This is a genomic window from Micromonospora sp. NPDC048835, from assembly GCF_040649995.1.
Classification (GTDB): domain Bacteria; phylum Actinomycetota; class Actinomycetes; order Mycobacteriales; family Micromonosporaceae; genus Micromonospora.
Map to the genome: position 1 here is coordinate 71,443 of NZ_JBEZGM010000027.1, position 22,062 is coordinate 93,504.

Sequence of the window (22,062 nt, forward strand, 5' to 3'; positions counted from 1 at the left end):
CCCGAGGAGGTGGCAGATGGATCTTCTGGCGGACTACCGGCGGGCGACCATGTTCTTCGAGACCGGTGACCCCAGCGGGGCGGCCCGACTGCTGGAGCCGATCATCGACGCCGAACCCGGCAACGCGGCGGTACGACAGTTGCTGGCCCGGGCGTACTTCCAGTCCGCCCAGCTCAACCGGGCCGAGGAGCACCTGCGCGAGCTGATCGAACGGGACCCGAGCGACCACTACGCGCACCACGTGCTCGGTCGGACGCTGGAACGGCTGAACCGGCACAGCGACGCGCTCCGGCACCTCCGGATCGCGGCCGCGATGTACGCGGCGAACGACGACTACCGGACCGCGCTGGAGCGGGTGGAGACCCGACTGGGCGGCCGGCGCTGAGCCTGACCCGGCGACGCGTGCGGGGGCGGCCCTTCGGGGCCGCCCCTTCGTCGTCGGACGACCCGCCCGACACGCCCTAGGATGGCGGACATGGGACCTGACCGGCCGGGGGCTGTGGCATGAAGCTCAAGCTGGACCTGCACGAGATCTTCAACAAGGGCCAGGACATCGACCGGGCGTTGCGCGGGATCATGGACGAGGCGGTGGCGAAGAAGGCCACCCTGGTCGAGATCATCCCCGGCAAGGGATCCGGCCAGCTCAAGAAGCGGGTGCTGCGGTTCCTCGACCAGAAGGACGTCAAGCAGCTCTACCACCGCGTGGAAAAGGACTCGAAGAACTTCGGCCGCCTCTTCGTCCACTTCCGCTGGAAGTAGAAGCCGGAGGCGGGCGGCCTGCTACGAGTGTGCGAAGCGGTCGAGCTGCTTCTCCAGCACCGGGATCGCAGTGCCGACCCGGGCAGCGTCCTGCTCAGTGAGTGTGTGGTGCACGATCTCATTCCGAAGCTGTACGAGCTGCCGCAATTCGTAATGGTCGCTCCCACTGAGGTCGGCTGTCTCGACGTATTTTCTGAGCAGGGCACCGAGAGGGGCGTTCTCCGGCATGTCAGGATCTGCTGCCGAAACTTGACGTCGAATTTTCTCTTCGAGATCGGCGTAGCCCTGCATGAAGCGCACTGTAGCCAATGCGCGGTCTGCGGTCGCAGCTCTCGCAATACGGCCGAGATGGTGGCTGCGTATCCTCGTGGCTTGCGCCAGGGCTGCGAACGCCAAACCCAGGACGCCGACGACCACGCCAGCCACGCTGGCGATCTGGTCGAGCATGTTCACCGTGTTCAGCGAGTACAGGTAGCCGAGGGCGATGAGGATGACGAAGCCGAACACCATGGCGGTGAAGCTTCGGGCCTTCCGCCCGAACACTGTCGGCGGCGAGTAGAGTTTGTCGAATGCGGCCTGAACCTCGGCCACGGTGACCTCGACGTCCGCCTTCTCGGAAGAGCGTCCAGCGACCTCGCGATAGGACTGGGCGACCAGCTCTGCTCGCCAAGCCTTCGCTAGTTCGTCGACGAGAGAAGCCGCCCCCGGGGCGAAGGATTCGTGTCGTTGTTCAGGCGTCATTCCGACCCCTTGTTGAATGAGTAGAGCGCAACCAGGGCGCAAATCACGAATCCAATAGCGCCCCACGGTCTAGTGAGATTGTTGGTGAAGTATCCACCGACGAAGGTGGCCATCCCACTGATCAGGGTCCAGTTCCGTGAACCCTTGGAGTTTCTGCCTTGTGAATAACCCATCATTCGCCAGGTGTCGGCGTGCGCCAGGATGGCCGGAGTGATCATGGGCGGACCGACCCCAGCGTTGACGCCCGCCTCCAGGCGGCCTGCTTCGTCTAGTAGGTCCCGACCTCGCCGGGCCAGGATGTCGTGAAGAGCCTGCCGCGTCTCCGCCGGTAGATCTGATATGCCGGCGACGGTGATCCGCAGCTCGTCATTCACAGCGGTGAGTGTATGGCGTAGGGGCAAGCTAGGCTGGCCCGAAGTAAGATTGAATCTAGCTTCGGGAGGGTCGATGTTCGTCGGTCGACGCACGGAACTCGACCTGCTCACCAAGCAGCTGGACCATGTGAAGCGCACCAGCCAGGGCCGCGCTGTCGCCATCCGCGGTCGTCGGCAGGTGGGTAAGTCGCGGCTGGTGCAGGAGTTGTGCGACCGGGTCGACCTGCCCTACTGCTTCTACGCCGCTGTCAAGGGTGCATCGAGCACCGAAGCGGTCGGCTATTTTCTCGGTGCCCTGCACGACTCGTCGCTGCTCGACTCCGGTGGCCGCGATCTACTCCCGTCCCAGTCAACGGCCGCTGGCTGGGGGGACATGCTGCGGGTCCTGGCAGGTGTCCTGCCCGACACGCCGAGCGTGGTCGTCCTCGACGAACTGCCCTGGATCTCCGAGCAGGACGCGACCTTCGACGGGCACCTTCAGGTTGCCTGGGACCGGCTCATCTCCAGCAAGCCAGTGCTACTGCTGCTGCTCGGCAGTGATCTGCACATGATGCAGCGGTTCACCGAGTACGACCGTCCGTTCTACGGCAGGGCCACGAACATGGTCCTCGGCCCGTTCAATCTCGCTGAGACCGCTGCTGTGACCGGGTTGAGTGGCGCGGACGCGATCGATGCGCACCTGATCACTGGTGGGTTGCCCGGGATCGCGCTGGAGTGGTCCCCGGGAACGCCCCCCGTCGACTTCCTGAGTCAGGAGGTCTCCAACAAGACGTCAGCGTTGTTCACCGTCCCCGAACAGTCCCTGGCGTCGGAGTTTCCTGCCCCGGACACTGCGCGGCGCATCTTGGAAGCGGTGGGAGGGGCAGGTAGCCGCACGTTCAGCAACATCGCCGCCGCAGCGGGAGACCGCGGCGGCCCGGTCAGCTCCGGGACCCTGTCCCCGCTGCTGCACCGGCTCGTCGAGGAGAAACAAGTCCTCGCCGTCGACAAGCCGCTGTCCACCAGGCCCAGCAAACTGGCCCAGTACCGGATCGCCGACAGCAACCTGCGCCTGTATCTGGCCATTCTGCGCGACGTGCATCAACTGGTTCTCCGCGATCGGACGGCAGCCGCTCGCGCCGTGCTCGACAGTCGGTGGTCCTCCTGGCGGGGCAACGCCGTCGAGCCGATCATCCGCGATGCGCTCGCCATCTCTGTCGGTGAGGGGGGCCTGCCCTGGACCGACACATGGGAAGTTGGCGGCTGGTGGAACCGGCAGTCCAACCCGGAGATCGATCTTGTGGGAGCCGATCGTGCCCCGATCGCTTCCCGCATCGCCTTCGCCGGCTCCATCAAATGGCAGGACGGCCCGTTCGACCGGCACCATCTCGACGAACTGCGGCGTTACGCCCCACTGATCCCTGGTTTTCAGCCCGGGACCAGCGGCCTGGTTGTGGTCAGCCGTTCCGGAGTCGACCTCCCGGCCGGAGCTGTGGACCTTGTCTGGGGACCTGACGATGTCGTTCAGGCATGGCCGGCCTGACGCGGCGACGGACCAGGTGTGCGACTCGAACGGCTGGCGGCGTCACCTCTGCCTGCCATCCAGATGAAGTTTTGGCGCAAGCAGCTAACGAACCGCGTTCAGCGCATCGCGGAAGTCGGCGGTGGCGTGCTCGTGTGGGTAGCGACGGTGCAGTTCGACGTCAACCTCGCCGGCGACCAGCAGCAACGACGGCAGGGAGCGGCGAGTAGCGGCGAACGCTCCCACCCCCTGCTCAACGGCCCGATCCAGCTCGCCAGCGCGCAGTGCAGTGGCGGCGAGAGTGAGTCGGGCCTCGGCCATCCGCATAGGTGAGCGTTCGATGCCGTCAGGCCCAGCGCCGAGGCGCAGAACCTCGGTGGCGTAGTGGTTGGCGAGAGTGTCGTGTTCAGCGAGCCGGCAGGTATCCATCGCGTAGAACAGCCATTTGCCCGGATCGACCTCGAAATGGTTGTCGGGGCGGTCCGGCGCACCGAGTTCGTCGAGTAGCCGCCGCCCTCGATCGAGTGCCACCCGTGCGCCTCGAAGGTCGCCCAGCCGTGCCAGCGATTTGGCTTCCTGCGCGGCCAGGCTGAGGCCACGCGCTTCCCGCGCTTGTCGCATTCGGACGCCGAACGTCGGCATGTCTCGCGCCTCCCGCCGGAGTTGCAGGGTTGCCGGCGCAGGTTGGCAACCCGCAACCCGTCGACCGAGGTCAGCGTACCGCCGCAGGGTGTACCCGACGAGCACGCGCGGTGACTGGTGGGAGGCGTGGTGGCAGTTCACGCGGGACGAAAATCTCGACGGTCGGCGGATTGTTCGGCGCCTGTCGACGCGCCGCCGAAGGCGCTCGCGAGCCAGGCTGAGGGTTCGGCGTCGGCATTGGATCGCCGAATGGATGGAGAGCATCTGCCGCGTCGGCCGCAGTGGCAGTGCCTGATGTGCGAGCCGGGTACGCCTTGGCCGTGCCATCCGGCGCGGGTGCGCCTGGCCGAGGCGTACGGACCTGATCGCATTGGCCTCTCCACCTACGTTGGCAGCCTGCTCTTCATCGTCGCCGTGGAGTTGCCCGACGTGGCCCCGGCCGAGCTGTACGAGCGCTTCGTGGCGTGGACGCGCTGATGGGCCGCGTCCACCCAGGCGGCGAGGCCGGTAGCAAGAATCACGGTCACTGGCGGAATCAGGACGGCCCCCGATGACGAGCCACCTCGCGATCACCCCGGGCTGGACCTGCGGCGGCTGCGGCGCAGATTGGCCCTGCCCCACCCGCCGCCAGGAGCTGCGAGCGGAGTACCACAGCGCCCCGGTGTCGCTTGCCCTCTACCTGGCCGCCCAGTTGGTTGACGCCGCCCAGGACCTGGCCCACGTTCCGGCCGGCCATCTGCACTATCGCTGCCTCGGTTGGACCCGATGAGCATCCTTCGTGCCGGTGATGAGAAGTTCCACTACAGCGACGGCTCACACAAGTGGATCCCGCCGGACCCGGACTACGACCAAGACGTCTGGGACGAGCAGATCCGCCAGCACAAACACGGCCACCTGCGAAACGAGCGTCCGAAGGTCCGCATTCAGCGGCTGATCTGATGCGAGCGGCGGCGGTCAGAGGCTGGCGAGGAGGAGCCCGCACACGGCCAGCGGAAGCACCGCGGACAGGCTGCCCAGCACGGCCGACGAGCGGATCCGGGTACGGGCGACGAGGACCGCGAGCATTGCCAGGCTGACCAGTAGCGCAAGGAACAGCGCGGGCGTGGCCACGTAGAGCCCGAAGAGCAGCGCCCGCGACCGTTCGGAATCGCATGCTCCGCCGCAGCCAGCCGGAACCGACTCGGGGAGCGTGCTGAGGAGCAGGCCGAACGACACGACGACGGCCACGTACCAGCCGACCAGTACCAGGAGGGACGGGCGCGCGCCGACGAGATGGGTACGTGACGGTGCCATAGTCATGCGCGAAGTATCCGCCCTTGCGCAGGCGGGATCAGCCCCGCAGGGGCATCGGTGCCGCTTACCAGCGGTAGAGGTCGCGCAGCAGGGAAATTTCGGCGCCGTGATGGATCAGCTCCCTGTTGACGTGCAGGACGATGCCCTCCATCGGAAACCGCTCGGGACCCACCGTGGGCGGGTTCTCCAGCTCGGCGTCCACACCCTTGCCAGGCCAGCTGCGGCGTCATCGGCGCGCCGGGCCGTAGTAGCGCCCGCCTGCGGTCAGGTATCGGCACCAGGCCGCGCCCCGACCTGCCAGCCACGCTTACCAGCCACGCCCGCCGACCTCACTCAGCGTGGCACTGTCGGCCCGTGATCCCGCCGCGACAAGTCGTGACACTCCGTCGCCCCAGATCGACCCAATCAGACGCCCCAGCCAGGCTTTGCTCTGCTTACCTATCTGCACCACCCTGAATGAACAGCCAAAACGTCGGGGGCGTCGCTCCGACGCGCGCCCGCGAGCAACACGTTACGTAGCTGTCGCCTCCGCGGGTGCAGAGCAAAGGGTCATTGGTGGGTGGGTGGGGGGTGGGTTGCGGTCACAGACGGTCAACGGGGTTGGGCGTCCTCGGTCGGCGCGGTCGCCAGCAGTAGGCGCATCCGCAGCCCAGGCTGCTCCGGACCCCAGGCTGCTCCGGAGCGCCGGTCGGGCCGATACTGCGCGCTCGCGCGCAGTACCAACTCCCCGGGCGGTCGCCAACCCAGACCGGCGCCACCGTCGTCGCGGGCCCGCCCGTCGTCCAACCGACCGGCCGATCAGCCGCATCCACCCGAACCAGGCCGACGGCTTGACGACCGCATCGGTAAGTCGTAGCTTACGTTCGTGGTGACTTACGGAGCGCACGCGGGCTGGGAGGCGCTCGGCGACCCCAGCCGGCTCGCCATCGTTCAGCGCCTGGCCGAGCGGCCCTGCGCCGTTGGGGAGTTGGCGGACGAGCTGCCCATCAGTCGACCTGCCGTGTCGCAGCACCTCAAGGTGCTCAAAAGTGCCGGCCTGGTCGTCGACCAGGCGATGGGAACCCGCCGGGTCTACCGGTTGAGCCCGGTGGGGTTGAGCGCGCTGCGGGACCAGCTCGACACCTTCTGGCGTCGTGCGCTCGACGGATATCAGGACGTCGTCGATGAGTCGGAGGAGAGTTCATGACGCAGGCAGCCATGGCGGTGGTGCGCAGGCAGATCGTGGTCGACGCGCCGGTCGAGCGAGCCTTCACCGTGTTCGCCGAGCGGTTCGGCGACTTCAAGCCACCCGAGCACACGCTGCTCGCCGTCCCGGTCACCGCGACCGTGTTCGAGCCCAGGGTCGGTGGGCACATCTACGACGTCGGGGCGGACGGCAGCGAGTGCCGGTGGGCGCGCATCCTCGCGTACGAGCCGCCGACCCGGATCGTCTTCAGTTGGGACATCGGGCCGACCTGGCAGATCGAGACGAATTTGGACCTCACCAGCGAGGTGGAGATCCGATTCGTGGCCGAGAGCCCATCCCGGACCCGCGTCGAACTGGAGCACCGGAACATCGACCGGCACGGCCCCGGCTGGGAGTCGGTTCGGGACGGGGTCGACACCGACAGCGGCTGGCCGCTCTACCTGAGCCGTTACGGGTCCTTCTTCGGCGACAGCTAGCGGGGGAGGAAACGGTGGTCCCGGCCGGAATTACCGCTCCCGCCGGGACCACCGTCGTGCTCAGAGGGGATAGGTGCGGGCGACCGCGAGCATCTCCGAGCTGTGCGACCCGACGACGCCGACGGCCGGCGGCCGGGGGCGGAAGCCGGGCAGCGCGTCCAACCCGTCACTGGCGTCCATCGCCCGCAGCGCGACCGGGTCGCCGTCGGCGCTGTGAAGCGTCAGCGCGATCTCGACCCCCTCCGCGGGAGGTGCGTGGAACACCACGCCGAAGCCCCAGGGCTTCTGGGTCCCCGTCCGGCCAACGTCGAACTGTCGTCCGTTCACCGTCGCCGACGTGACCGCCGTCGGGCCGTTCACGTGCAGCGTGAGCAGGCGGACCGGGCGCTGCGGGACGACGCGCACCCGCACCAGCCGCTCGTCGCCGGAGCGGGTGTCGGAGAGCACCTCCACCTTCGGTGCGGGCAGGTTGGCCACCGGAGCGGGGCCGCCGCGCAGCTCCGCGTCGCCCAACCCGGGGAAGTCGTCGACGGTGGTCACCCCGTCCACATAGCCGTCCGTCCACGGCTGCGGGTCGCTCTCGTGGCTGAGCCAGCGGGCCTGGCCGGTGCCGGCGTCCATGGCGTACATCAGGTGGGTCGGGGCGGGGTGGTCGGCGTCGAAGCGGTCGACACCCAGCCCGACCCCGGCGAGCACCACCGCCGCCACGGCTGCGGCGCCGGCCGGCAGCACCGCGAGCCGGCGGGCCCGCAGCGCGAGCAGGCCACGCTGACCGCCGGCCTGCGGGTGCAGCAGGTCGACCACCGGCAGGGCGACCAGACCGAGCAGCACCGCGACCAGGGCGGCGACCCCGCCCATCGCCATCCCCAGCGCGGGGAAGAGCAGCACCACGGTCGGCAGCAGGATGACCACACCGACGGCCGCGGCGGCCGTCACCGCCACCACCGGCCACGGTCCGGTCTGTCGGGTACGCAGCGCGACGAGCCCGCCGAGGGCGCCGGCGAGTGCCGGCAGGGTGGTGAGGTACGCCCCACCCGGTACCGCCACGGCGAGCAGCACCCCGAGCAGGGCCAGCCAGGCCAGTCCGCCGACGGCGAGCGCGGCCGGGCCGATCCGGCGGCGGGTCAGCGCGTACCAGGTGAGCAGGATGGCGGTGGCGAGCGCCAGGACCGCCAGCCGGTACCAGATCGGCCGGTACGGGTCGAGCAGCTCCGCGTACCCCGGTCGGATCGTGGTGATCGCGAGCCAGAGCAGTTGGGCGGCGACCGGCGCGGCCACGATCGGCACCAGGGCCAGCGCGAAGCCGGCGGCCAGCCGGCCGGTGCTGGCCCGGCCGCTGCGGCGGGTCAGCCAGCCCAGCGCGGCCACCGCGACCACCGCCAGCAGGGCCAACGGCAGGGTGAGCGAGCCCGGGTAGCGGACCAGCCCGCCGGGGACGGGGAAGTAGGTGGCGTCGTGCCCGGAGCGCAGGTCGGTCAGGTCGGTGCCGCCGAACTCCCGGGCCAGCCCCAACGCGTTGTCCCCGTGCTGCTGGAGGCTGCCCCGGTCCATCGCGGCCGGAGTGTCCAACGGCGTGTGGTAGATCGCCCCTCCGTCGATGTACGCCGAGTTCAGCCCGACGAACTTCTGATCGAGGAAGGCGGTGAAGTCGGTGTCGTTCGGCAGCGCGCGGTAGATCTCCACCGCGAACGAGGTGCCGACCGGGTGTGGGGCGGCCCGGCCGAAGATGTCCACCAGCTTCGCGTTGTTCCGGGACGTCTCGAACATGATCACCGGCCCGGTGGAGCCACGCGCCTCCAGGTTGAGCACCACACCGCCGTCGGCGGCCAGCGGGTGGCTGGCGGCGAACGCGGACGCCCCGCAGAGGCACGCCTCCTCGGCGTCGGTGAGCACGAAGACGATGTCGTTGCGGGGCCGGGGGCCGGTGCTCAGCGCGCGGGCCACCTCCAGGATCGTCGACGTGCCGGCCGCGTCGTCGTTGCCACCCGGCCCGGTCTGCACCGAGTCGTAGTGGGCGACCAGGAAGACCCGGCCCGTCGAGTCGGTGCCGGGCAGCCGGGCGACCACGTTGCGGACCTGGGCCAGCGTCGCCCCGGCCGCGGCCCCGCTGAGCTGACCGGCCTCCCGCGCCACGGTGTCCTGCACCTCGGTCTCCAGGCCCAGCCCCCGTAGCTTCTGCTCGAGGTGCGCGCGGACCTGCTCGTTGGCCGGGCTGCCGGCGACGTGCGACCGGGCGGCGATCACCTGGACGTCCTGGTACGCCCGGCCGGCGCTGAACGCGTCCGCCGGCGCGTCGGCCGACTTCGGAGTCGGGGTACGCAGGTCGAGCAGACTGCCGGCACCGACCGCGGCCAGCGCGACCAGGGCCGCCGCGGCGGCCACGAGCCGCCGTCGCGGTCGGGTCAGCGCGCGGTCGGCAGGGGGTACGCCCCGACTCGGACGGGGTGGCGTGCCCGTCGTGGCCGGGGTGGTGGGTGCGCCCACGGGTACTCCTCGGGGGTGGTGGGGCCTGGGGTGGGACCATCCTGCCCGTCCGCGCCCGCGGATGGGATGGCCGGTAGCCCGGCGTTCACCAGCCGCCCGGTTCGTCATCGGGCGGGCAGTGATGCAACCCATCACCGCCCGCGCCGCAGGCATCGTGTTGTGTGCGACCGTTGTCTAATACAGGATCAGCAGGGCACTCGGAAGGAGCCCGACATCACCAGCGAACTCCCGCGTCTCGCGGCGGTGACCCGGCCGCACCGGGGGGCCGGCTCGGCCGGTTCCCCAGTCGTGCCGTACCCGCACGGTGGCCTGGCGCGGCACGCCGACCTGCCACCGGGCGAGCGGCTGCGGGTGCTGCTGGTGGAGGACGACGAGGGCGACGCCTTCCTGGTCAGCGAACTGCTCGCCGAGACCAACTCGATGATCGACCTGCTGGTCGCCACAAGCCTCCGTGAGGCCCGGCAGCGGCTCGGCGACGTCGACTGCGTCCTGCTCGACCTGGGTCTGCCCGACGCGCAGGGGCTGGACGGGCTGCGCCAACTGCTGGACATGTCCAGCGGCGCGGCGGTCTGCGTGCTGACCGGCCGCACGGACGAGCACCTGGGCGTCGTGGCGGTCGCCGAGGGCGCCCAGGACTACCTGGTCAAGGGCCAGGTAGACGGGGTGCTGCTGACCCGGGCGCTGCGGTACGCCGTGGAGCGTAAACGCGCCGACGAGAACGCCCGCCGGTTGCGCGAGGTCGAGCTGCGCCAGGCCGAGTCGGCCCGACTCGAACGCGGTCTGCTGCCCCAACCGCTGATGACCACCGACCAGGTGGCGGTGCACACCTTCTACCGGCCGGGACGGCACGCCGCGCTGATCGGCGGGGATTTCTTCGACGTGGTGCAGACCCACCCGGACCGCCTCGACCTGATCGTCGGCGACGTCTGCGGGCACGGCGTCGACGAGGCCGCGCTCGGGGTCGAGCTGCGGGTGGCCTGGCGGGCCCTGGTGATCGCCGGGGTCCCCGACGACGAGGTGCTGCCCGCCCTGGAGCAGGTGCTGATGAGTGAGCGCCGCCTCCAGGAGATCTTCGCGACGGTGGCCACCGTCCGACTGGACCTGGCCGCCAACCGGGCCACCGTCCGACTGGCCGGGCACCCGCCGCCGCTGCTGCTCTCCGGCGGCCGGGTCGTCCCGGTGCCCGCTCCCGGTGGCCGGCTGCTCGGCGTACGACCCCGCCGGCCGATCGCCTACGACCTGGAGTTCGACACCGATGACTGGTCCCTGCTGATGTACACCGACGGCCTGATCGAGGGGCGGGTGGGTGCCGGCGACGAACGGCTCGACGTGCCCGGTCTCAGCGGCCTGCTCGACGAGCCGGCCAACCGTACGGTGACACTGCCCGAGCTGCCGGCCTGGCTGGTCGGCCGGGCTGAGCGGCTCAACGGTGGCCCGCTCGCCGACGACGTGGCCATGCTGCTGGTCAGTCGGGGTGGTGGCAGGTGAAGCCGGTTGTCGGCGGCTGGAGTCTGCGCCGCCGGGTGATCACCCTGCTCGCCGTCGTGGGCGCGCTGCTGATCGGCCTGGCCGCCGCGGAGGCGGCGGTGGCCGCCCGCAACCGCACCCAGATCGACGCCGTGCTGAACCAGACCGGCCCGTTGCGGGTGCAGTCGCAGGAGCTGCTCAACGCGCTGCTCGACCAGGAGACGGCGATCCGGGGTTACGCGGTAAGCGGTGATCAGGCCGACCTCAACCCCTACCGGGAGGGGCTGGAGCAGGAGAAGACGGTCGTCGCCTCGATGCGGAAGCTGCTCGACGACTATCCGCAGATCGGCCAGGAGCTGCGGATGGTCGAGGAGCAGACGGCGCAGTGGCGGCAGTCGGTGGCGGCGCCGGTGATCACGACCACCGAGCAGAGCGGCACCAGCGCCGGTCAGGCGTTGATCACCGAACGGGCCCGGCAGCAGTTCGACCAGGTGCGGTCGGCGGTGAACGACCTCCAGGAGGAGATCCTGGACGCCCGTGAGCAGGCCGCCGCCAACGTGCGCACCAGCAGCAACATCCTGGTCGTCCTGCTGATCGTCGCCGCGCTGGTGGTGGTCGTCGCCGGGACGCTGCTGCTGCTCTCCCTCGATCGGATGGTCATCCGGCCGTTGATCGGGCTGGCCGACCAGGTCCGTGAGGTCGCCGAGGGTGACTACCAGCACGGCATCGCCACCACCGGCCCGCCGGAGTTCGTCCGGCTCGGCGAGGACGTGGACGCGATGCGGCAGAAGATCGCCGCCGACCTGGCCGAGGTCCGGGCCGCCCGCGAGCGCATCGAGTGGGTCAACAACCAGCTCCAGAAGCAGGCCGAGGAGCTGACCCGGTCCAACCGTGACCTGGAGCAGTTCGCGTACGTGGCCTCGCACGACCTCCAGGAGCCGCTGCGCAAGGTCGCCAGCTTCTGTCAGTTGCTTCAGCGCCGCTACGCCGGGCAGCTCGACGAGCGGGCCGACCAGTACATCGCCTTCGCGGTGGACGGCGCGCAGCGGATGCAGCGCCTGATCAACGACCTGCTCGCGTTCTCCCGGATCGGCCGGCTCACCACCGGCTTCACCGAGGTCGACCTCAACAAGGTGATGGGCGACGTGGCCGGTCAGACCGAGGCCGCCCGGCAGTACGCGGACGCCGAGCTGACCTGGACCGGCCTGCCGGTGATCTCGGGCGAGGAGCCGCTGCTCACCAATCTGCTCGCCAATCTGGTCAGCAACTCGATCAAGTTCCGCCGTCCGGACGTACCGTCGAAGGTGCACGTCTCGGCCCGGTTGGTGGGTGCCGAGTGGGAGATCACCTGCCAGGACAACGGCATCGGGATCGAGCCGGAGTTCGCCGACAAGATCTTCGTGATCTTCCAGCGGCTGCACTCGAAGGACGCGTACCCGGGCACCGGCATCGGGTTGGCGATCGTCAAGAAGATCGTCGAGTACCACGGCGGTCGGGTCTGGGTGGACACCGACGTGCCGGAGGGCACCGCGATCCGGTTCACCCTGCCGGCGCTCCCGGGGGACGTCGCGGCGGCCGAGGCCGCTGACAGCTCCGAGGGGGCCGACGACGGCGATTCGACGCCCCGGCCCGAGGCCGCGGCGGAGCTGGTGGAGCAGCCTGAGGGGTCGGACCAGCCGGACCGGGCCGACGAGGGGCCGCGAAGCGGTAGAACGGGTGACATGAGGGAGACGGTGGGATGACCGCGCCGGCGGATGGCAAGAGCCCGATCGAGGTCCTGCTCGTCGAGGACGACCCGGGTGACGTGCTGATGACCCAGGAGGCGTTCGAGGAACACAAGCTGCGCAACCGGCTCACCGTCGTCTCCGACGGGGCCGAGGCGCTCGCCTACCTGCGCCGGGAGGGCCAGTACGCGGACGCGGTGGCACCCGACCTGATCCTGCTCGACCTCAACCTGCCCCGACGCGACGGCCGGGAGGTGCTGGAAGAGATCAAGAAGGACCAGAACCTGCGCCGGATCCCGGTGGTGGTCCTCACCACCTCGCAGGCCGACGAGGACATCCTGCGCAGCTACCAGCTGCACGCCAACGCCTACGTGACGAAGCCGGTGGACTTCGAGCGCTTCATCTCGGTGGTCCGGCAGATCGACGAGTTCTTCGTCAGCGTGGTCAAGTTGCCGCCGCGTGGCTGACACCCTGCTCGACGACGTCGGCGGCCTGCTCTGGGAGGCCGCCGACCAGGTCGTGCTGCCCCTGTTCCGCAAGCTCGACGACGACGACGTGTCGGAGAAGGCGCCCGGCGAGGTGGTCACCGTCGCCGACCGCCGGGCCGAGGAACTGCTCTCGGCGGGGCTGCGCCGGCTACGGCCGGGCTCGGTGGTGGTCGGCGAGGAGGGCGTCGCCGACGACCCGGGGTTGCTGCGGCACCTGCGCGACGGCGGGGACGTCTGGCTTGTCGACCCGGTCGACGGCACCGCGAACTTCGCCGCCGGGCGCCGCCCGTTCGCCCTGATGGTGGCGCTGCTGAGCGACGGCCGGCCGACCGCCGGCTGGATCCTCGACCCGCTCGCCGACACCCTCGCCGTCGGCTCGGCGGACGAGGGCACTCTGCTCAACGGCCGGCCGGTGGACGTCGCCGGCTCGGCGCCGCCGCTCGGTGAGCTGCGCGGCGCGGCGATGACCAAGTTCCTGCCACCGGAGACCCGGGACCGGGTCCGCGCCGGTGGCGGGCGGCTCGGTGAGTTGCTGCCCGGCCAGCACTGCGCCGGCCGGGAGTACCTGGACATCCTCACCGGCGAGCAGCAGTTCGTCCTCTTCTGGCGCACCCTGCCGTGGGACCATGCCCCGGGCGCCCTTCTGGTGCAGGCCGCCGGGGGCGTCGCCCGCCGGTTCGACGGCGTCGACTACCACCCCGCCGACGACGGCCGCGGTCTGCTCGTCGCGAGCAGCGAGCAGGTCTGGGCCGAGGTACGCGACGCGCTGCTCGACACCTGAATCGTTCTCAGCGCGACCGCGTCACCACGCTCCGTCGACATCGAGACAGCTCGAGGCTCAGCGGGGTGGTCACCGGCCGGCAGTCCGGTATCGTGACCGGCGGTCTCCGCCAGCATGCCGCCGACCGGCGCCAACGTGCAGTGTTCAGTGGAGGCCGGCGGTCGACGGAAGGACGCTTTCGTGCCCAGGACCAGGCTCAGCCCGCGGCTCGGTCGTCGCGCTCTGTTCGCACTGCTCGCCAGCGTCGCGCTGGTGCTCGGCGGCGCCGCCGTGCCGGCGTACGCGGAGCCGGGCGAGGGGGGCAGCAAGAAGCTGCAGGACGCCCTGGAGTTGACCGCCAAGGGCCACATCGAGGCCAAGGCCAAACTGGACAACTCCAAGCGTCGCCAGACGGCGCTGACCGGCGAGCTGAAGACCCTCGAAGGTCGGCTTGTCGGGCTCACCGCCCAGGTCGGTGAGGTGGCCGCCCAGTCGTACCGCTTCGGTCGGCTGAGCGCGGCCTCGATGCTGCTCAACACCGCCACGCCGGAGGCGTTCCTGCAACGCGCGGGCGACCTCGACCTGATGGCCCAGCGGGACAGCAAGCGGCTGCGTGACCTCACCGAGGCCCGGCAGCAGGCGCAGCAGGCCAAGGTCGCCATCGACGCCGAGGTCCGCGAGCAGCAGAAGCAACTCGCTGTGATGGCGAAGAAGAAGAAGGAAGCCGAGGCGGCGCTCGCCGAGGTCAGCTCGGGCGGCAGCAACGGCTTCAGCGGTGCCAACTCCACCTCGGCGAAGCCGGCACCGCGCAACTCCGACGGCTCCTGGCCGTCGGAGTCCTGCTCGGTGAAGGACCCGACCACCTCGAGCTGCATCACGCCACGCACCCTCAACGCGCTCAAGCAGACCCAGGCGGCCGGCTACAAGCGGCACGTCTCCTGTAAGCGCAGCGGCGGCAGCGGCGAGCACCCCAAGGGGCGGGCGTGCGACTTCTCGGCCGCCACCAACGGCTTCGAGGACAAGAACGCGACCGGCGGCGACAAGTCGTACGGTGACAGCCTGGCCGCCTGGCACGTGCGCAACGCGGACCGGCTGGGCGTGCTCTACGTGATCTGGTACCGGCAGATCTGGCACCCCGGCACGGGGTGGCGTTCGTACAGTGGCAGCGGCAGCCCGGCAGCCTCCCACACGAACCATGTTCATCTCTCGATGTACTGACCCGAAGCACCAGCTTCGCTGCGTACCATCGCGACGATGAGTTCCCCACCGTCCGACGTCGCGGCCCCGCCAGCTTCCCCGGCGTCGCCCGTGCCGGTCACCGGCCGGGCGCTGCCCAACGGCCTGGCCGCCTTCCTGGTCTTCTTCTCCAGCGGTGCCGTGCTGGTGCTGGAGACCGTCGCGCTACGCCTGGTCGGCCCCTACGTCGGGGTGACCCTCCAGGTGACCAGCTCGGTGATCGGCATCGCGCTTGCCGCGATCGCCTACGGGGCGTGGTCCGGCGGTTGGCTGGCCGACCGGCGCAACCCGCGCAGCCTACTGGCACCGGCGCTGGTGCTGGCCGGCATCGCCACCGCGGTCACCCTGCCCATCGTCAGGTACGCCGGTGAGGTGCTGCGCGGCGGCGCGGCAAGCGGCATCCTGCTGCTGGTGGCGCTCGCGGTGTTCGTGCCGGCCGCGCTGTTGGCGGCAGTCACCCCGCTGGTGGTGAAACTCCAGCTCGCCGACCTGCGCCGCACCGGCCAGGTGGTCGGCCGGCTCTCCGGGATCGGCACCCTCGGCGGCATCACCGCCACCCTGGGCACCGGGTTCGTGCTCGTCGCCGCGTTGCGCAGCACCGTCATCCTGCTCGCCCTGGCGATCTCGCTCGGGCTAGTCGGTCTCGGCCTCGGCTGGTACCTGCGTCGGCAGGAACCCACCGAGCTGCCCGGTCCGGCCCGGGCCCGGGCCGTGTTGGCCGTGCTCGGCCTGGTCGGGGCGGGGCTGACCACGGTGGCCCCCAACCCGTGCGACATCGAGACGGCGTACCACTGCGCCCGGGTCACCACGGACCCCGCCCGGCCCTCCGGGCGGACCCTGCTGCTCAACTCGGCCCAGCACTCGTACGTGGACCTCGCCGACCCCAAACACCTGGAGTACGCGTACACGAAGTGGATCGGCGCGGTCGCCGACGTCGCCGGGCCGGCCGGTCAGCGCCTGGACGCGCTGCACCTGGGCGGCGGCGGGTTCACCGTGCCGCGCTACCTGACCGCCACCCGACCCGGCACCGACAACCTCGTGTTCGAGATCGACGGGGGGCTTGTCGAGCTGGGCGAGGAGGAGTTGGGCGTACGACCGGGGCCGGAGCTGCGGGCGGTGGTGGGTGACGCCCGGATGCTCGTTGCCGGCGAGCCGACCGACAGCCGTGACCTGGTGGTCGGTGACGCGTTCGGTCACCTGGTGGTGCCCTGGCACCTGGCCACCCGGGAGATGGCGGCCGACGTCCGGCGGGTGACCCGCCCCGGCGGCGTGTACGTGCAGAACGTCATCGACTACCCACCGCTGCGGTTCATCCGCGCCGAGCTGGCCACGGTGGCTGCCGAGTTCGGGCACGTCGCGCTGATCGCCCCGCCGGAGGCACTCGCCGAGGAGCGGGGCTCCAACTTCCTCATCGTCGCCTCCGACGCACCGCTGCCGTTGGAGGCCGCCCAGGCCCGGCTGGCCGAGGTGGACCCGAAGGTCAGCCTGCTCTCCGGCGCGGCACTGACGGACTTCGTCGGCGGGGCGATGGTGTTGACCGACGACTACGCCCCGGTAGACCAACTGCTGGCCACCGCCTGATCGGGTGACAATCCTGACCGATTCCGATACTCCAGGTGTAGACCTGCCGTTCCTGGGCAACAACGCTGACCATGGGTGGTGGGGACCGAAACGGCGCGCAACTGCTCGATGAGCGGTACCGGCTGATCGAGCAGCTCGGCGCGGGTGGAATGTCGGTGGTCTGGCGCGGCTACGACGAGGTGCTCGGCCGCCAGGTCGCGGTGAAGGTGTTGGCGTCCCGGCTGGCCAGCGACCGGGCCTTCCGGCACCGCATCCGGATCGAGGCCCAGGCCGCCGCGCGGCTCTGCCACCCCAACATCACCAACGTGTACGACTACGGCGAGTCCGAGCAGGTCGGCCTCACCGTGCCGTACGTCGTGATGGAGCTTGTCGACGGCGCTTCGCTGGCCAGCAGGCTGGGCCGGGAGAGCCAACTGCCGTGGCGGGAGGCGGTGACCATCGGCGCCGAGGTCAGCTCGGCGCTTGCCACCGCGCACGCCCGCGGTGTGGTGCACCGCGACGTCACCCCGGGCAACGTCATGCTCACCTCGACCGGGGTCAAGGTGGTCGACTTCGGCATCTCCGCGCTCGTCGGGGAGAGCGAGAAAGGGCCGGACGGCGCGCTGTTGGGCACCCCCGCCTATCTCGCCCCCGAGCGGCTGGACAACGGCCAGGTCTCCCCGGCCACCGACGTGTACGCCGTGGGGCTGCTGCTCTACCGGATGCTCACCGGCCGACTGCCGTGGCAGGCCAGCACGACCACCCAGATGCTGCGCGCCCACATGTACAACGACCCGGCGCCGATGCCCGCCGTCCCGGGGATGCCCGACGGCGTCGCCGAGCTGGTCGGGCGGTGCCTGGCCAAGCGGCCCGCCGACCGACCCGCCACCGCCGAGCTGACCCGGACGCTCGCCGAGGCGGCCGGCATGCTCGCGGCGGTGCCGGTCTCCCGGGCCGGAGGGCCGCTGGACCCGGATGAGTTGGCAAGCGCGGGCACCACGATCCTGCCCTGGTCCGCGGCGACCGACGCGCTGCCGATGTCGCGCACCCGTAACCGGACCCGGCGGGAGCACCGGCGGCGTCGGCGGGTCGAGGCCGGGGTGGCCGCCGTCGGGCTGATCGCGGTGACCGGGGCGATGTGGGGTTTCACCTCGCGTAGCCCCGCCAGCGGAGAAGACCGGCCGACGACCGAGGCTCGGATGGGTCTGCCGGCGACGGTGCCCTGCGAGGTGGCGTACGCGCTGCGCAGCGACTCCGGCAAGGACTTCGCCGCCGAGCTGACCCTGACCAACACCGGTGGCCGTGAGCTGCGGGACTGGACGATGAGCTTCACGTTCCCCGGCCAGCAGACGGTGACGAAGGCCGAGCCGACGCCGGTGCAGCAGCAGGGCAGCACCGTGCTGATCCGCCCGGCGGCGCAGCGCGCCACGCTGGCCCCCGGCGCGGCCGAGAAGCTCACCCTCACCGGAAAGTACAGCGGCGCGAACCCGCTGCCGGTCTCGTTCCGGCTCGGCGACGCGACCTGCGGCGTACGCGTCTCCGGGGTGGCCGGCAGCGCACCGTCCGCCGTGGCGCCGAGCAAGGCGGCCACCACGGTGAAGGCCCCACCGAAGAAGACGACGGCACGCAGCGGCGGCTCCGGCGCGGGTGCCACCAAGGCCAAGCCTCCGAAGGCCCCCAAGGCGCCCGCCAAGGCGGGCAAGGGGCCGAACGGTGGTGGTCCGGGAAAAGCGTGAAGGGCCCCGAGGGCCCCGGCAGCTCCGGGTCGAAGGCGACCAAGAGCCGGGGCAAGTCCGGCAAGTGACGCTCAGCGCAACCCTGCGAACCGCTGCACCTGGTCGATCCCACCCTCGACGATGAGTACGCCACCCTGGGGAAGCGCGGTGCCGTCCGACGCGTACCTGAAGCGTTCGCCCGGCAGCTTGGCGCCGACCACGCGTACCCCGTAACGCTCTTCCGGTCGCAGGTCGAGCAGGGTCCGCCCGGCCAGGGACTCCGGAACCCGGACGGTGGCGATGGCGAAGTCGTCGTCGAACTCGATGAAGTCGAGCAGGCGGCTCACGATGAGGTGCGCGACCCGGTCCCCGGTCTCCGCCTCCGGAAAGATCACGTGATGCGCGCCCACCGACGCCAGGATCTTGGCGTGCTTCTCCGAGGTGGCCCGAGCCCAGATCTGGGGCACCCCAAGCTCGACGAGCGCCAGCACGGTGAGAACGCTCGCCTCCACCGAGGCCCCGATGGCCACCACCGCGCGCCCGAAACTGCTGATGCCCAGTTGCCGCAGCGCCCCCTCCTCGGTCGCGTCGGCCTGCACCACCCGGTCTAGCTGCGCCGACCAGCGCTGCACCTTCTCCGGGCTGCGGTCGATGGCCAACACCTCGCGGTTCATCCGGGTCAGCGACCCGGCCAGGTGGCAACCGAACCGACCCAACCCGATTACCGCGATGCCGCCGCTGTCCGCCCGTCTAGCCGACACCTCGACCCTCCTCGTCGCTAGCCGACAATTGGTTGCTCCTGGGGGTAGCGGTAGAGCCGGCGTCGGGTGTTCAGCGCGATCGCCGAGCCCAGGGTGAGCGTCCCGACCCGACCGATGAACATCAGCACGGTCAGCGCCAGTTGGCCGCCGGCCGGCAGGTCGGCGGCCAGACCGACGGTCAGCCCCGTGGTGCTGAACGCCGAGGTGATCTCGAACAGTGCCGAGACGAAGCGGACTCCCTCGGTGAGCAGCAGCAACAGCATGGTTCCGGCCATCACCAGCGCGACGCTGAGCAGCGCCACGGTGAGCGCCTGCCGCTGACTCGCGGTGGCCACCCGCCGGTGCCCGATCGTCACGTCGGGCTCGCCCCGCAACTCCGCCCAGATGGTGAACGCCAGCAGGAAGAACGTGGAGACCTTGATGCCGCCGGCCGTGCTGGCGCTGCCGCCGCCGATGAACATCAGCACGATCAGCAGGGGGTAGCTCTCCTCCTGGAGGTCGGCGATGTTCAGGACGCTGAAGCCGCCGGTGCGGCTCAGCGCGATCTGGGTGAACGACGCGAGGACCTTCCCGGGCACGTCGTACTGGCCGATGGTGGCCGCGTTCGTCCATTCGGCGGTGAGCAGCCCACCGAAGCCGACGAGCAGCAGCACCACGCTGCCCCAGATGGTCAACTTCGTCGCCACCGCCCAGCGTGTGGGCTGACGCCACTCGCGGACCGCCTCGAACAACGCCGGAAACCCGAGACCGCCGACGATCGCGCCGATCGCCAGGGGCAGCGACACCCACGGGTCCCGGCTGAAGGCCAGCAGTCCATCGCTGTACAGCGCGAAACCACCGTTGTTGAACGCCTGCACGGCGTGGAAGACACCCGACCAGAGGGCCCGGCCGAACGGATAGTCGTAGGTCAGCCAGAGTCGACCGGCCACCAGCGCGGTCATCACGGCCTCGCAGGCGAAGACGGTCAACGCGATCCCGCGGAGCAACCGGCCCACGTCGGCGATGCCGAACTCCGCCGTCTCGGCCTGCACCAGCAACCGGTTGCGCAGCCCGAGCTGACTGGAGACCACCAGGATGACCAACGCCGCGACGGTGAGGATGCCGAGGCCGCCGAGCTGGGTGAGCAGCGTGATCACCAGCAGTCCCCAGCCGGACCAGTAGTTCGGCGTGTCGGTGATCGCCATGCCGGTGACCGAGACGGCCGAGGTGGCGGTGAACAGCGCGGTGACCACGGGAGGGTGCTCGTGCTCGGCGGTCGCCCAGCGCGCCATGAGCAACCCGGTACCGAGCAGGATCGGCACCAGGAACGCGAACGGCACCAGCCGCACGGGGTTGCGGAAGAACCGGCGCACCAACCAATCTTCCTGTCCGCCCGCGACGCCGGAGTCCGAACGGGCATTCCGGAGGTTCATCTCCCGGTCAGCCATCGACAAACTCCTGGCTAATCGCGGGCGGTCTGCTTGTCCGGACCACCGATGACAGGAGACCGCGTTGCGACGTACCCTCACGACCCTCGGCGTGGCCGGCGCGCTGCTCGCCGCCGCCGTGGCCCTGCCGACCACGGCCACGGCCGAACCGGCTGCGAACGCCGACGCCTCGCGGGCGAAGGACCAACCGATCGTGATCGGTCACCGTGGCGCCAGCGGCTACCGGCCGGAGCACACGCTCGAGGCGTACCGGCTGGCGATCCGGATGGGTGCCGACTACATCGAGCCGGACCTGGTCTCCACCTCCGACGGCGTGCTCGTCGCCCGGCACGAGAACGAGATCTCCGGCACCACCGACGTGTCGACCCGCTCGGAGTTCGCGGCCCGCAAGGCGACAAAGACCATCGACGGCGTCGCGGTGACCGGGTGGTTCACCGAGGACTTCACCCTCGCCGAGCTGAAGACGCTGCGCGCCAAGGAGCGGCTGCCGCAGGTACGCGTGGCGAACACCGCCTTCGACGGCCGCTTCGAGGTGCCCACCCTCCAGGAGGTCATCGACCTGGCCCGGACCGAGGGGCGGGCACGGGGCCGCACCATCGGCATCTACCCGGAGACCAAGCACCCGAGCTACTTCGCCTCGATCAGGCTGCCGTTGGAGGAGCCGCTGCTCCGCGTGCTGCGGCAGAACAAGCTGGACCGGAAGAACTCGCCGGTCTTCATCCAGTCGTTCGAGACGGCCAACCTGCGCCGCCTGAGCCGGCTGACCGACGTGAAGCTGGTCCAACTGCTCGACGCGACCGGCCGCCCGTACGACTTCACCGCCGCCGGTGACACCCGCACCTACCAGGACCTGGCCACGCCGGCCGGGTTGAAGTGGATCGCCGGGTACGCCGACGGCATCGGCGCGAACAAGAACCTGATCGTCCCCCGGAACGCCGCCGGCGCACTGCTCGCCCCCACCACCGTGGTACGCGACGCGCACCGTGAGCACCTGCTCGTGCACTCCTGGACGTTCCGAGCCGAGAACCAGTTCCTCCCGGTGGACTTCCGGATCGGCACCGACCCGAACGCGCGCGGGGACATCACGGCCGAGTACGAGCTCTTCCTCGGCCTGGGTCTCGACGGGGTCTTCAGTGACCACCCCGATACTGCCGTCGCCGCTCGCGCCGGCCGCTGACCTCGAGAGTCGGTGGCGTCGTTCCCGCCGAGCTGACCTCGGCCCGGAGCTGATCCGTTCCGGGCCGACCACCGGGCCGACCACGCCCGGCCCACACGCTGGCCCGTCGTCCGCCACCCGGACGGCGGGCCAGCAGCCTGTCCGGGCGGGCCCGCCCGCAAGATCGTGCTCGATCCAGGAAGTAGTGGTGTCGCCGCGGGCGGTTTCAAGCGGCGGTTGCAACCAGGTGTTTGTGGAGTACCTCGGCTGGATTCTGCCAGTCGAGGGTTTGGCGTGGCCGTGCGTTGAGTT

The 22,062-nt window shown here is 70.4% G+C and carries 23 protein-coding genes and 1 pseudogene; 16 read left to right on the plus strand and 8 right to left on the minus strand.

What is annotated here, in order from left to right; all coding sequences use genetic code 11:
* Window positions 1-16 precede the first annotated feature (16 nt).
* Together AB0C15_RS26360 and AB0C15_RS26365 are read left to right on the plus strand one after the other, a co-directional pair.
* On the plus strand, window positions 17-385 hold the full coding sequence (locus tag AB0C15_RS26360) for a tetratricopeptide repeat protein (RefSeq protein WP_357356234.1): 369 nt from the start codon (window positions 17-19) through the stop codon (window positions 383-385).
* A gap of 119 nt (window positions 386-504) precedes the next feature.
* On the plus strand, window positions 505-759 hold the full coding sequence (locus AB0C15_RS26365) for a Smr/MutS family protein (RefSeq protein WP_007465523.1): 255 nt from the start codon (window positions 505-507) through the stop codon (window positions 757-759).
* Between the two features lie 21 nt (window positions 760-780).
* Here AB0C15_RS26365 and AB0C15_RS26370 read toward each other — a convergent pair whose 3' ends face one another.
* Both AB0C15_RS26370 and AB0C15_RS26375 read right to left on the minus strand, forming a co-directional pair.
* A complete protein-coding gene (locus AB0C15_RS26370; RefSeq protein WP_357356237.1) occupies window positions 781-1,500 on the minus strand; it encodes a hypothetical protein in 720 nt (239 codons plus the stop codon).
* Window positions 1,497-1,874 (minus strand): hypothetical protein, encoded by a 378-nt coding sequence (locus AB0C15_RS26375; protein WP_357356239.1) that lies wholly within the window; start codon window positions 1,872-1,874, stop codon window positions 1,497-1,499. The genes AB0C15_RS26370 and AB0C15_RS26375 overlap by 4 nt, the downstream gene beginning before the upstream one ends.
* Between AB0C15_RS26375 and AB0C15_RS26380 the strand changes: the two genes are divergently transcribed.
* Window positions 1,852-3,396, plus strand: a complete 1,545-nt coding sequence (locus AB0C15_RS26380; protein ID WP_357356241.1) for an ATP-binding protein — start codon at window positions 1,852-1,854, stop codon at window positions 3,394-3,396. The genes AB0C15_RS26375 and AB0C15_RS26380 overlap by 23 nt on opposite strands.
* A gap of 84 nt (window positions 3,397-3,480) precedes the next feature.
* Here AB0C15_RS26380 and AB0C15_RS26385 read toward each other — a convergent pair whose 3' ends face one another.
* Complete coding sequence (locus AB0C15_RS26385) at window positions 3,481-4,017, minus strand: tetratricopeptide repeat protein (RefSeq protein WP_357356243.1); 537 nt, start codon at window positions 4,015-4,017, stop codon at window positions 3,481-3,483.
* A gap of 249 nt (window positions 4,018-4,266) precedes the next feature.
* On the opposite strand from AB0C15_RS26385, the gene AB0C15_RS26390 reads away from it, so the two are divergent.
* The 3 genes from AB0C15_RS26390 (at window position 4,267) to AB0C15_RS26400 (ending at window position 4,956) form a co-directional block, all read left to right on the plus strand.
* Window positions 4,267-4,494 (plus strand): flavin reductase, encoded by a 228-nt coding sequence (locus AB0C15_RS26390; protein WP_357356246.1) that lies wholly within the window; start codon window positions 4,267-4,269, stop codon window positions 4,492-4,494.
* Window positions 4,495-4,567: 73 nt separating this feature from the next.
* Complete coding sequence (locus AB0C15_RS26395; RefSeq protein ID WP_357356247.1) at window positions 4,568-4,786, plus strand: flavin reductase; 219 nt, start codon at window positions 4,568-4,570, stop codon at window positions 4,784-4,786.
* Window positions 4,783-4,956 (plus strand): hypothetical protein, encoded by a 174-nt coding sequence (locus tag AB0C15_RS26400; RefSeq protein ID WP_357196421.1) that lies wholly within the window; start codon window positions 4,783-4,785, stop codon window positions 4,954-4,956. Before AB0C15_RS26395 ends, AB0C15_RS26400 begins: the two co-directional genes overlap by 4 nt.
* Before the next feature lie 15 nt (window positions 4,957-4,971).
* Here AB0C15_RS26400 and AB0C15_RS26405 read toward each other — a convergent pair whose 3' ends face one another.
* Together AB0C15_RS26405 and AB0C15_RS26410 are read right to left on the minus strand one after the other, a co-directional pair.
* Entirely contained in the window at window positions 4,972-5,316 is a 345-nt protein-coding gene (locus AB0C15_RS26405) for a hypothetical protein (RefSeq protein ID WP_357356249.1), read from the minus strand.
* Between the two features lie 58 nt (window positions 5,317-5,374).
* Window positions 5,375-5,509, minus strand: a pseudogene (locus AB0C15_RS26410) (DinB family protein); the annotation flags it as partial.
* A 666-nt stretch (window positions 5,510-6,175) separates the two neighbouring features.
* Here AB0C15_RS26410 and AB0C15_RS26415 point away from each other — a divergent pair.
* Entirely contained in the window at window positions 6,176-6,496 is a 321-nt protein-coding gene (locus tag AB0C15_RS26415) for a metalloregulator ArsR/SmtB family transcription factor (protein WP_357356251.1), read from the plus strand.
* Window positions 6,493-6,972 carry an SRPBCC family protein gene (locus AB0C15_RS26420; RefSeq protein WP_357356253.1) on the plus strand — a complete coding sequence of 160 codons (480 nt, stop codon included), beginning with the start codon at window positions 6,493-6,495 and terminating at the stop codon, window positions 6,970-6,972. Before AB0C15_RS26415 ends, AB0C15_RS26420 begins: the two co-directional genes overlap by 4 nt.
* 60 nt (window positions 6,973-7,032) lie before the next feature.
* Here the strand turns inward: AB0C15_RS26420 and AB0C15_RS26425 are convergent, their stop codons facing one another.
* Entirely contained in the window at window positions 7,033-9,354 is a 2,322-nt protein-coding gene (locus tag AB0C15_RS26425; RefSeq protein WP_357356281.1) for a M28 family peptidase, read from the minus strand.
* A gap of 390 nt (window positions 9,355-9,744) precedes the next feature.
* Between AB0C15_RS26425 and AB0C15_RS26430 the strand changes: the two genes are divergently transcribed.
* The 7 genes from AB0C15_RS26430 to AB0C15_RS26460 all read left to right on the plus strand — a co-directional run bounded on the left by AB0C15_RS26430 (window position 9,745) and on the right by AB0C15_RS26460 (window position 18,427).
* Window positions 9,745-10,944, plus strand: coding sequence for a fused response regulator/phosphatase (locus AB0C15_RS26430; protein WP_357356255.1), 1,200 nt, complete (start codon window positions 9,745-9,747; stop codon window positions 10,942-10,944).
* Entirely contained in the window at window positions 10,941-12,665 is a 1,725-nt protein-coding gene (locus tag AB0C15_RS26435; RefSeq protein WP_357356257.1) for an ATP-binding protein, read from the plus strand. The genes AB0C15_RS26430 and AB0C15_RS26435 overlap by 4 nt, the downstream gene beginning before the upstream one ends.
* On the plus strand, window positions 12,662-13,114 hold the full coding sequence (locus tag AB0C15_RS26440; RefSeq protein WP_357356259.1) for a response regulator: 453 nt from the start codon (window positions 12,662-12,664) through the stop codon (window positions 13,112-13,114). Before AB0C15_RS26435 ends, AB0C15_RS26440 begins: the two co-directional genes overlap by 4 nt.
* Window positions 13,107-13,916, plus strand: a complete 810-nt coding sequence (locus AB0C15_RS26445; protein ID WP_357356261.1) for an inositol monophosphatase — start codon at window positions 13,107-13,109, stop codon at window positions 13,914-13,916. The genes AB0C15_RS26440 and AB0C15_RS26445 overlap by 8 nt, the downstream gene beginning before the upstream one ends.
* Before the next feature lie 180 nt (window positions 13,917-14,096).
* Window positions 14,097-15,113 carry a hypothetical protein gene (locus AB0C15_RS26450; RefSeq protein ID WP_357356263.1) on the plus strand — a complete coding sequence of 339 codons (1,017 nt, stop codon included), beginning with the start codon at window positions 14,097-14,099 and terminating at the stop codon, window positions 15,111-15,113.
* Between the two features lie 36 nt (window positions 15,114-15,149).
* The gene (locus tag AB0C15_RS26455) at window positions 15,150-16,712 is read left to right on the plus strand and encodes a fused MFS/spermidine synthase (protein WP_357356265.1); all 1,563 of its coding nucleotides are present in this window, start codon (window positions 15,150-15,152) and stop codon (window positions 16,710-16,712) included.
* 71 nt (window positions 16,713-16,783) lie between these two features.
* Entirely contained in the window at window positions 16,784-18,427 is a 1,644-nt protein-coding gene (locus AB0C15_RS26460) for a serine/threonine-protein kinase (RefSeq protein WP_357356267.1), read from the plus strand.
* 71 nt (window positions 18,428-18,498) lie between these two features.
* Here the strand turns inward: AB0C15_RS26460 and AB0C15_RS26465 are convergent, their stop codons facing one another.
* A complete protein-coding gene (locus AB0C15_RS26465; RefSeq protein ID WP_357356269.1) occupies window positions 18,499-19,167 on the minus strand; it encodes a TrkA family potassium uptake protein in 669 nt (222 codons plus the stop codon).
* A 17-nt stretch (window positions 19,168-19,184) separates the two neighbouring features.
* The gene (locus AB0C15_RS26470; RefSeq protein ID WP_357356283.1) at window positions 19,185-20,579 is read right to left on the minus strand and encodes a potassium transporter TrkG; all 1,395 of its coding nucleotides are present in this window, start codon (window positions 20,577-20,579) and stop codon (window positions 19,185-19,187) included.
* Window positions 20,580-20,658: 79 nt separating this feature from the next.
* Here AB0C15_RS26470 and AB0C15_RS26475 point away from each other — a divergent pair, with 79 nt between their 5' ends.
* On the plus strand, window positions 20,659-21,771 hold the full coding sequence (locus AB0C15_RS26475) for a glycerophosphodiester phosphodiesterase (RefSeq protein WP_357356271.1): 1,113 nt from the start codon (window positions 20,659-20,661) through the stop codon (window positions 21,769-21,771).
* Window positions 21,772-22,062 lie beyond the last annotated feature (291 nt).

Coding starts and splice junctions, on each gene's coding strand:
- AB0C15_RS26405 (WP_357356249.1), bottom strand. CDS start 5,316: ATGACTATGGCACCGTCACGTACCCATCTCGTCGGCGCGCGCCCGTCC.
- AB0C15_RS26360 (WP_357356234.1), top strand. CDS start 17: ATGGATCTTCTGGCGGACTACCGGCGGGCGACCATGTTCTTCGAGACC.
- AB0C15_RS26395 (WP_357356247.1), top strand. CDS start 4,568: ATGACGAGCCACCTCGCGATCACCCCGGGCTGGACCTGCGGCGGCTGC.
- AB0C15_RS26470 (WP_357356283.1), bottom strand. CDS start 20,579: ATGAACCTCCGGAATGCCCGTTCGGACTCCGGCGTCGCGGGCGGACAG.
- AB0C15_RS26365 (WP_007465523.1), top strand. CDS start 505: ATGAAGCTCAAGCTGGACCTGCACGAGATCTTCAACAAGGGCCAGGAC.
- AB0C15_RS26420 (WP_357356253.1), top strand. CDS start 6,493: ATGACGCAGGCAGCCATGGCGGTGGTGCGCAGGCAGATCGTGGTCGAC.
- AB0C15_RS26390 (WP_357356246.1), top strand. CDS start 4,267: ATGGATGGAGAGCATCTGCCGCGTCGGCCGCAGTGGCAGTGCCTGATG.
- AB0C15_RS26455 (WP_357356265.1), top strand. CDS start 15,150: ATGAGTTCCCCACCGTCCGACGTCGCGGCCCCGCCAGCTTCCCCGGCG.
- AB0C15_RS26385 (WP_357356243.1), bottom strand. CDS start 4,017: ATGCCGACGTTCGGCGTCCGAATGCGACAAGCGCGGGAAGCGCGTGGC.
- AB0C15_RS26370 (WP_357356237.1), bottom strand. CDS start 1,500: ATGACGCCTGAACAACGACACGAATCCTTCGCCCCGGGGGCGGCTTCT.
- AB0C15_RS26400 (WP_357196421.1), top strand. CDS start 4,783: ATGAGCATCCTTCGTGCCGGTGATGAGAAGTTCCACTACAGCGACGGC.
- AB0C15_RS26460 (WP_357356267.1), top strand. CDS start 16,784: ATGGGTGGTGGGGACCGAAACGGCGCGCAACTGCTCGATGAGCGGTAC.
- AB0C15_RS26440 (WP_357356259.1), top strand. CDS start 12,662: ATGACCGCGCCGGCGGATGGCAAGAGCCCGATCGAGGTCCTGCTCGTC.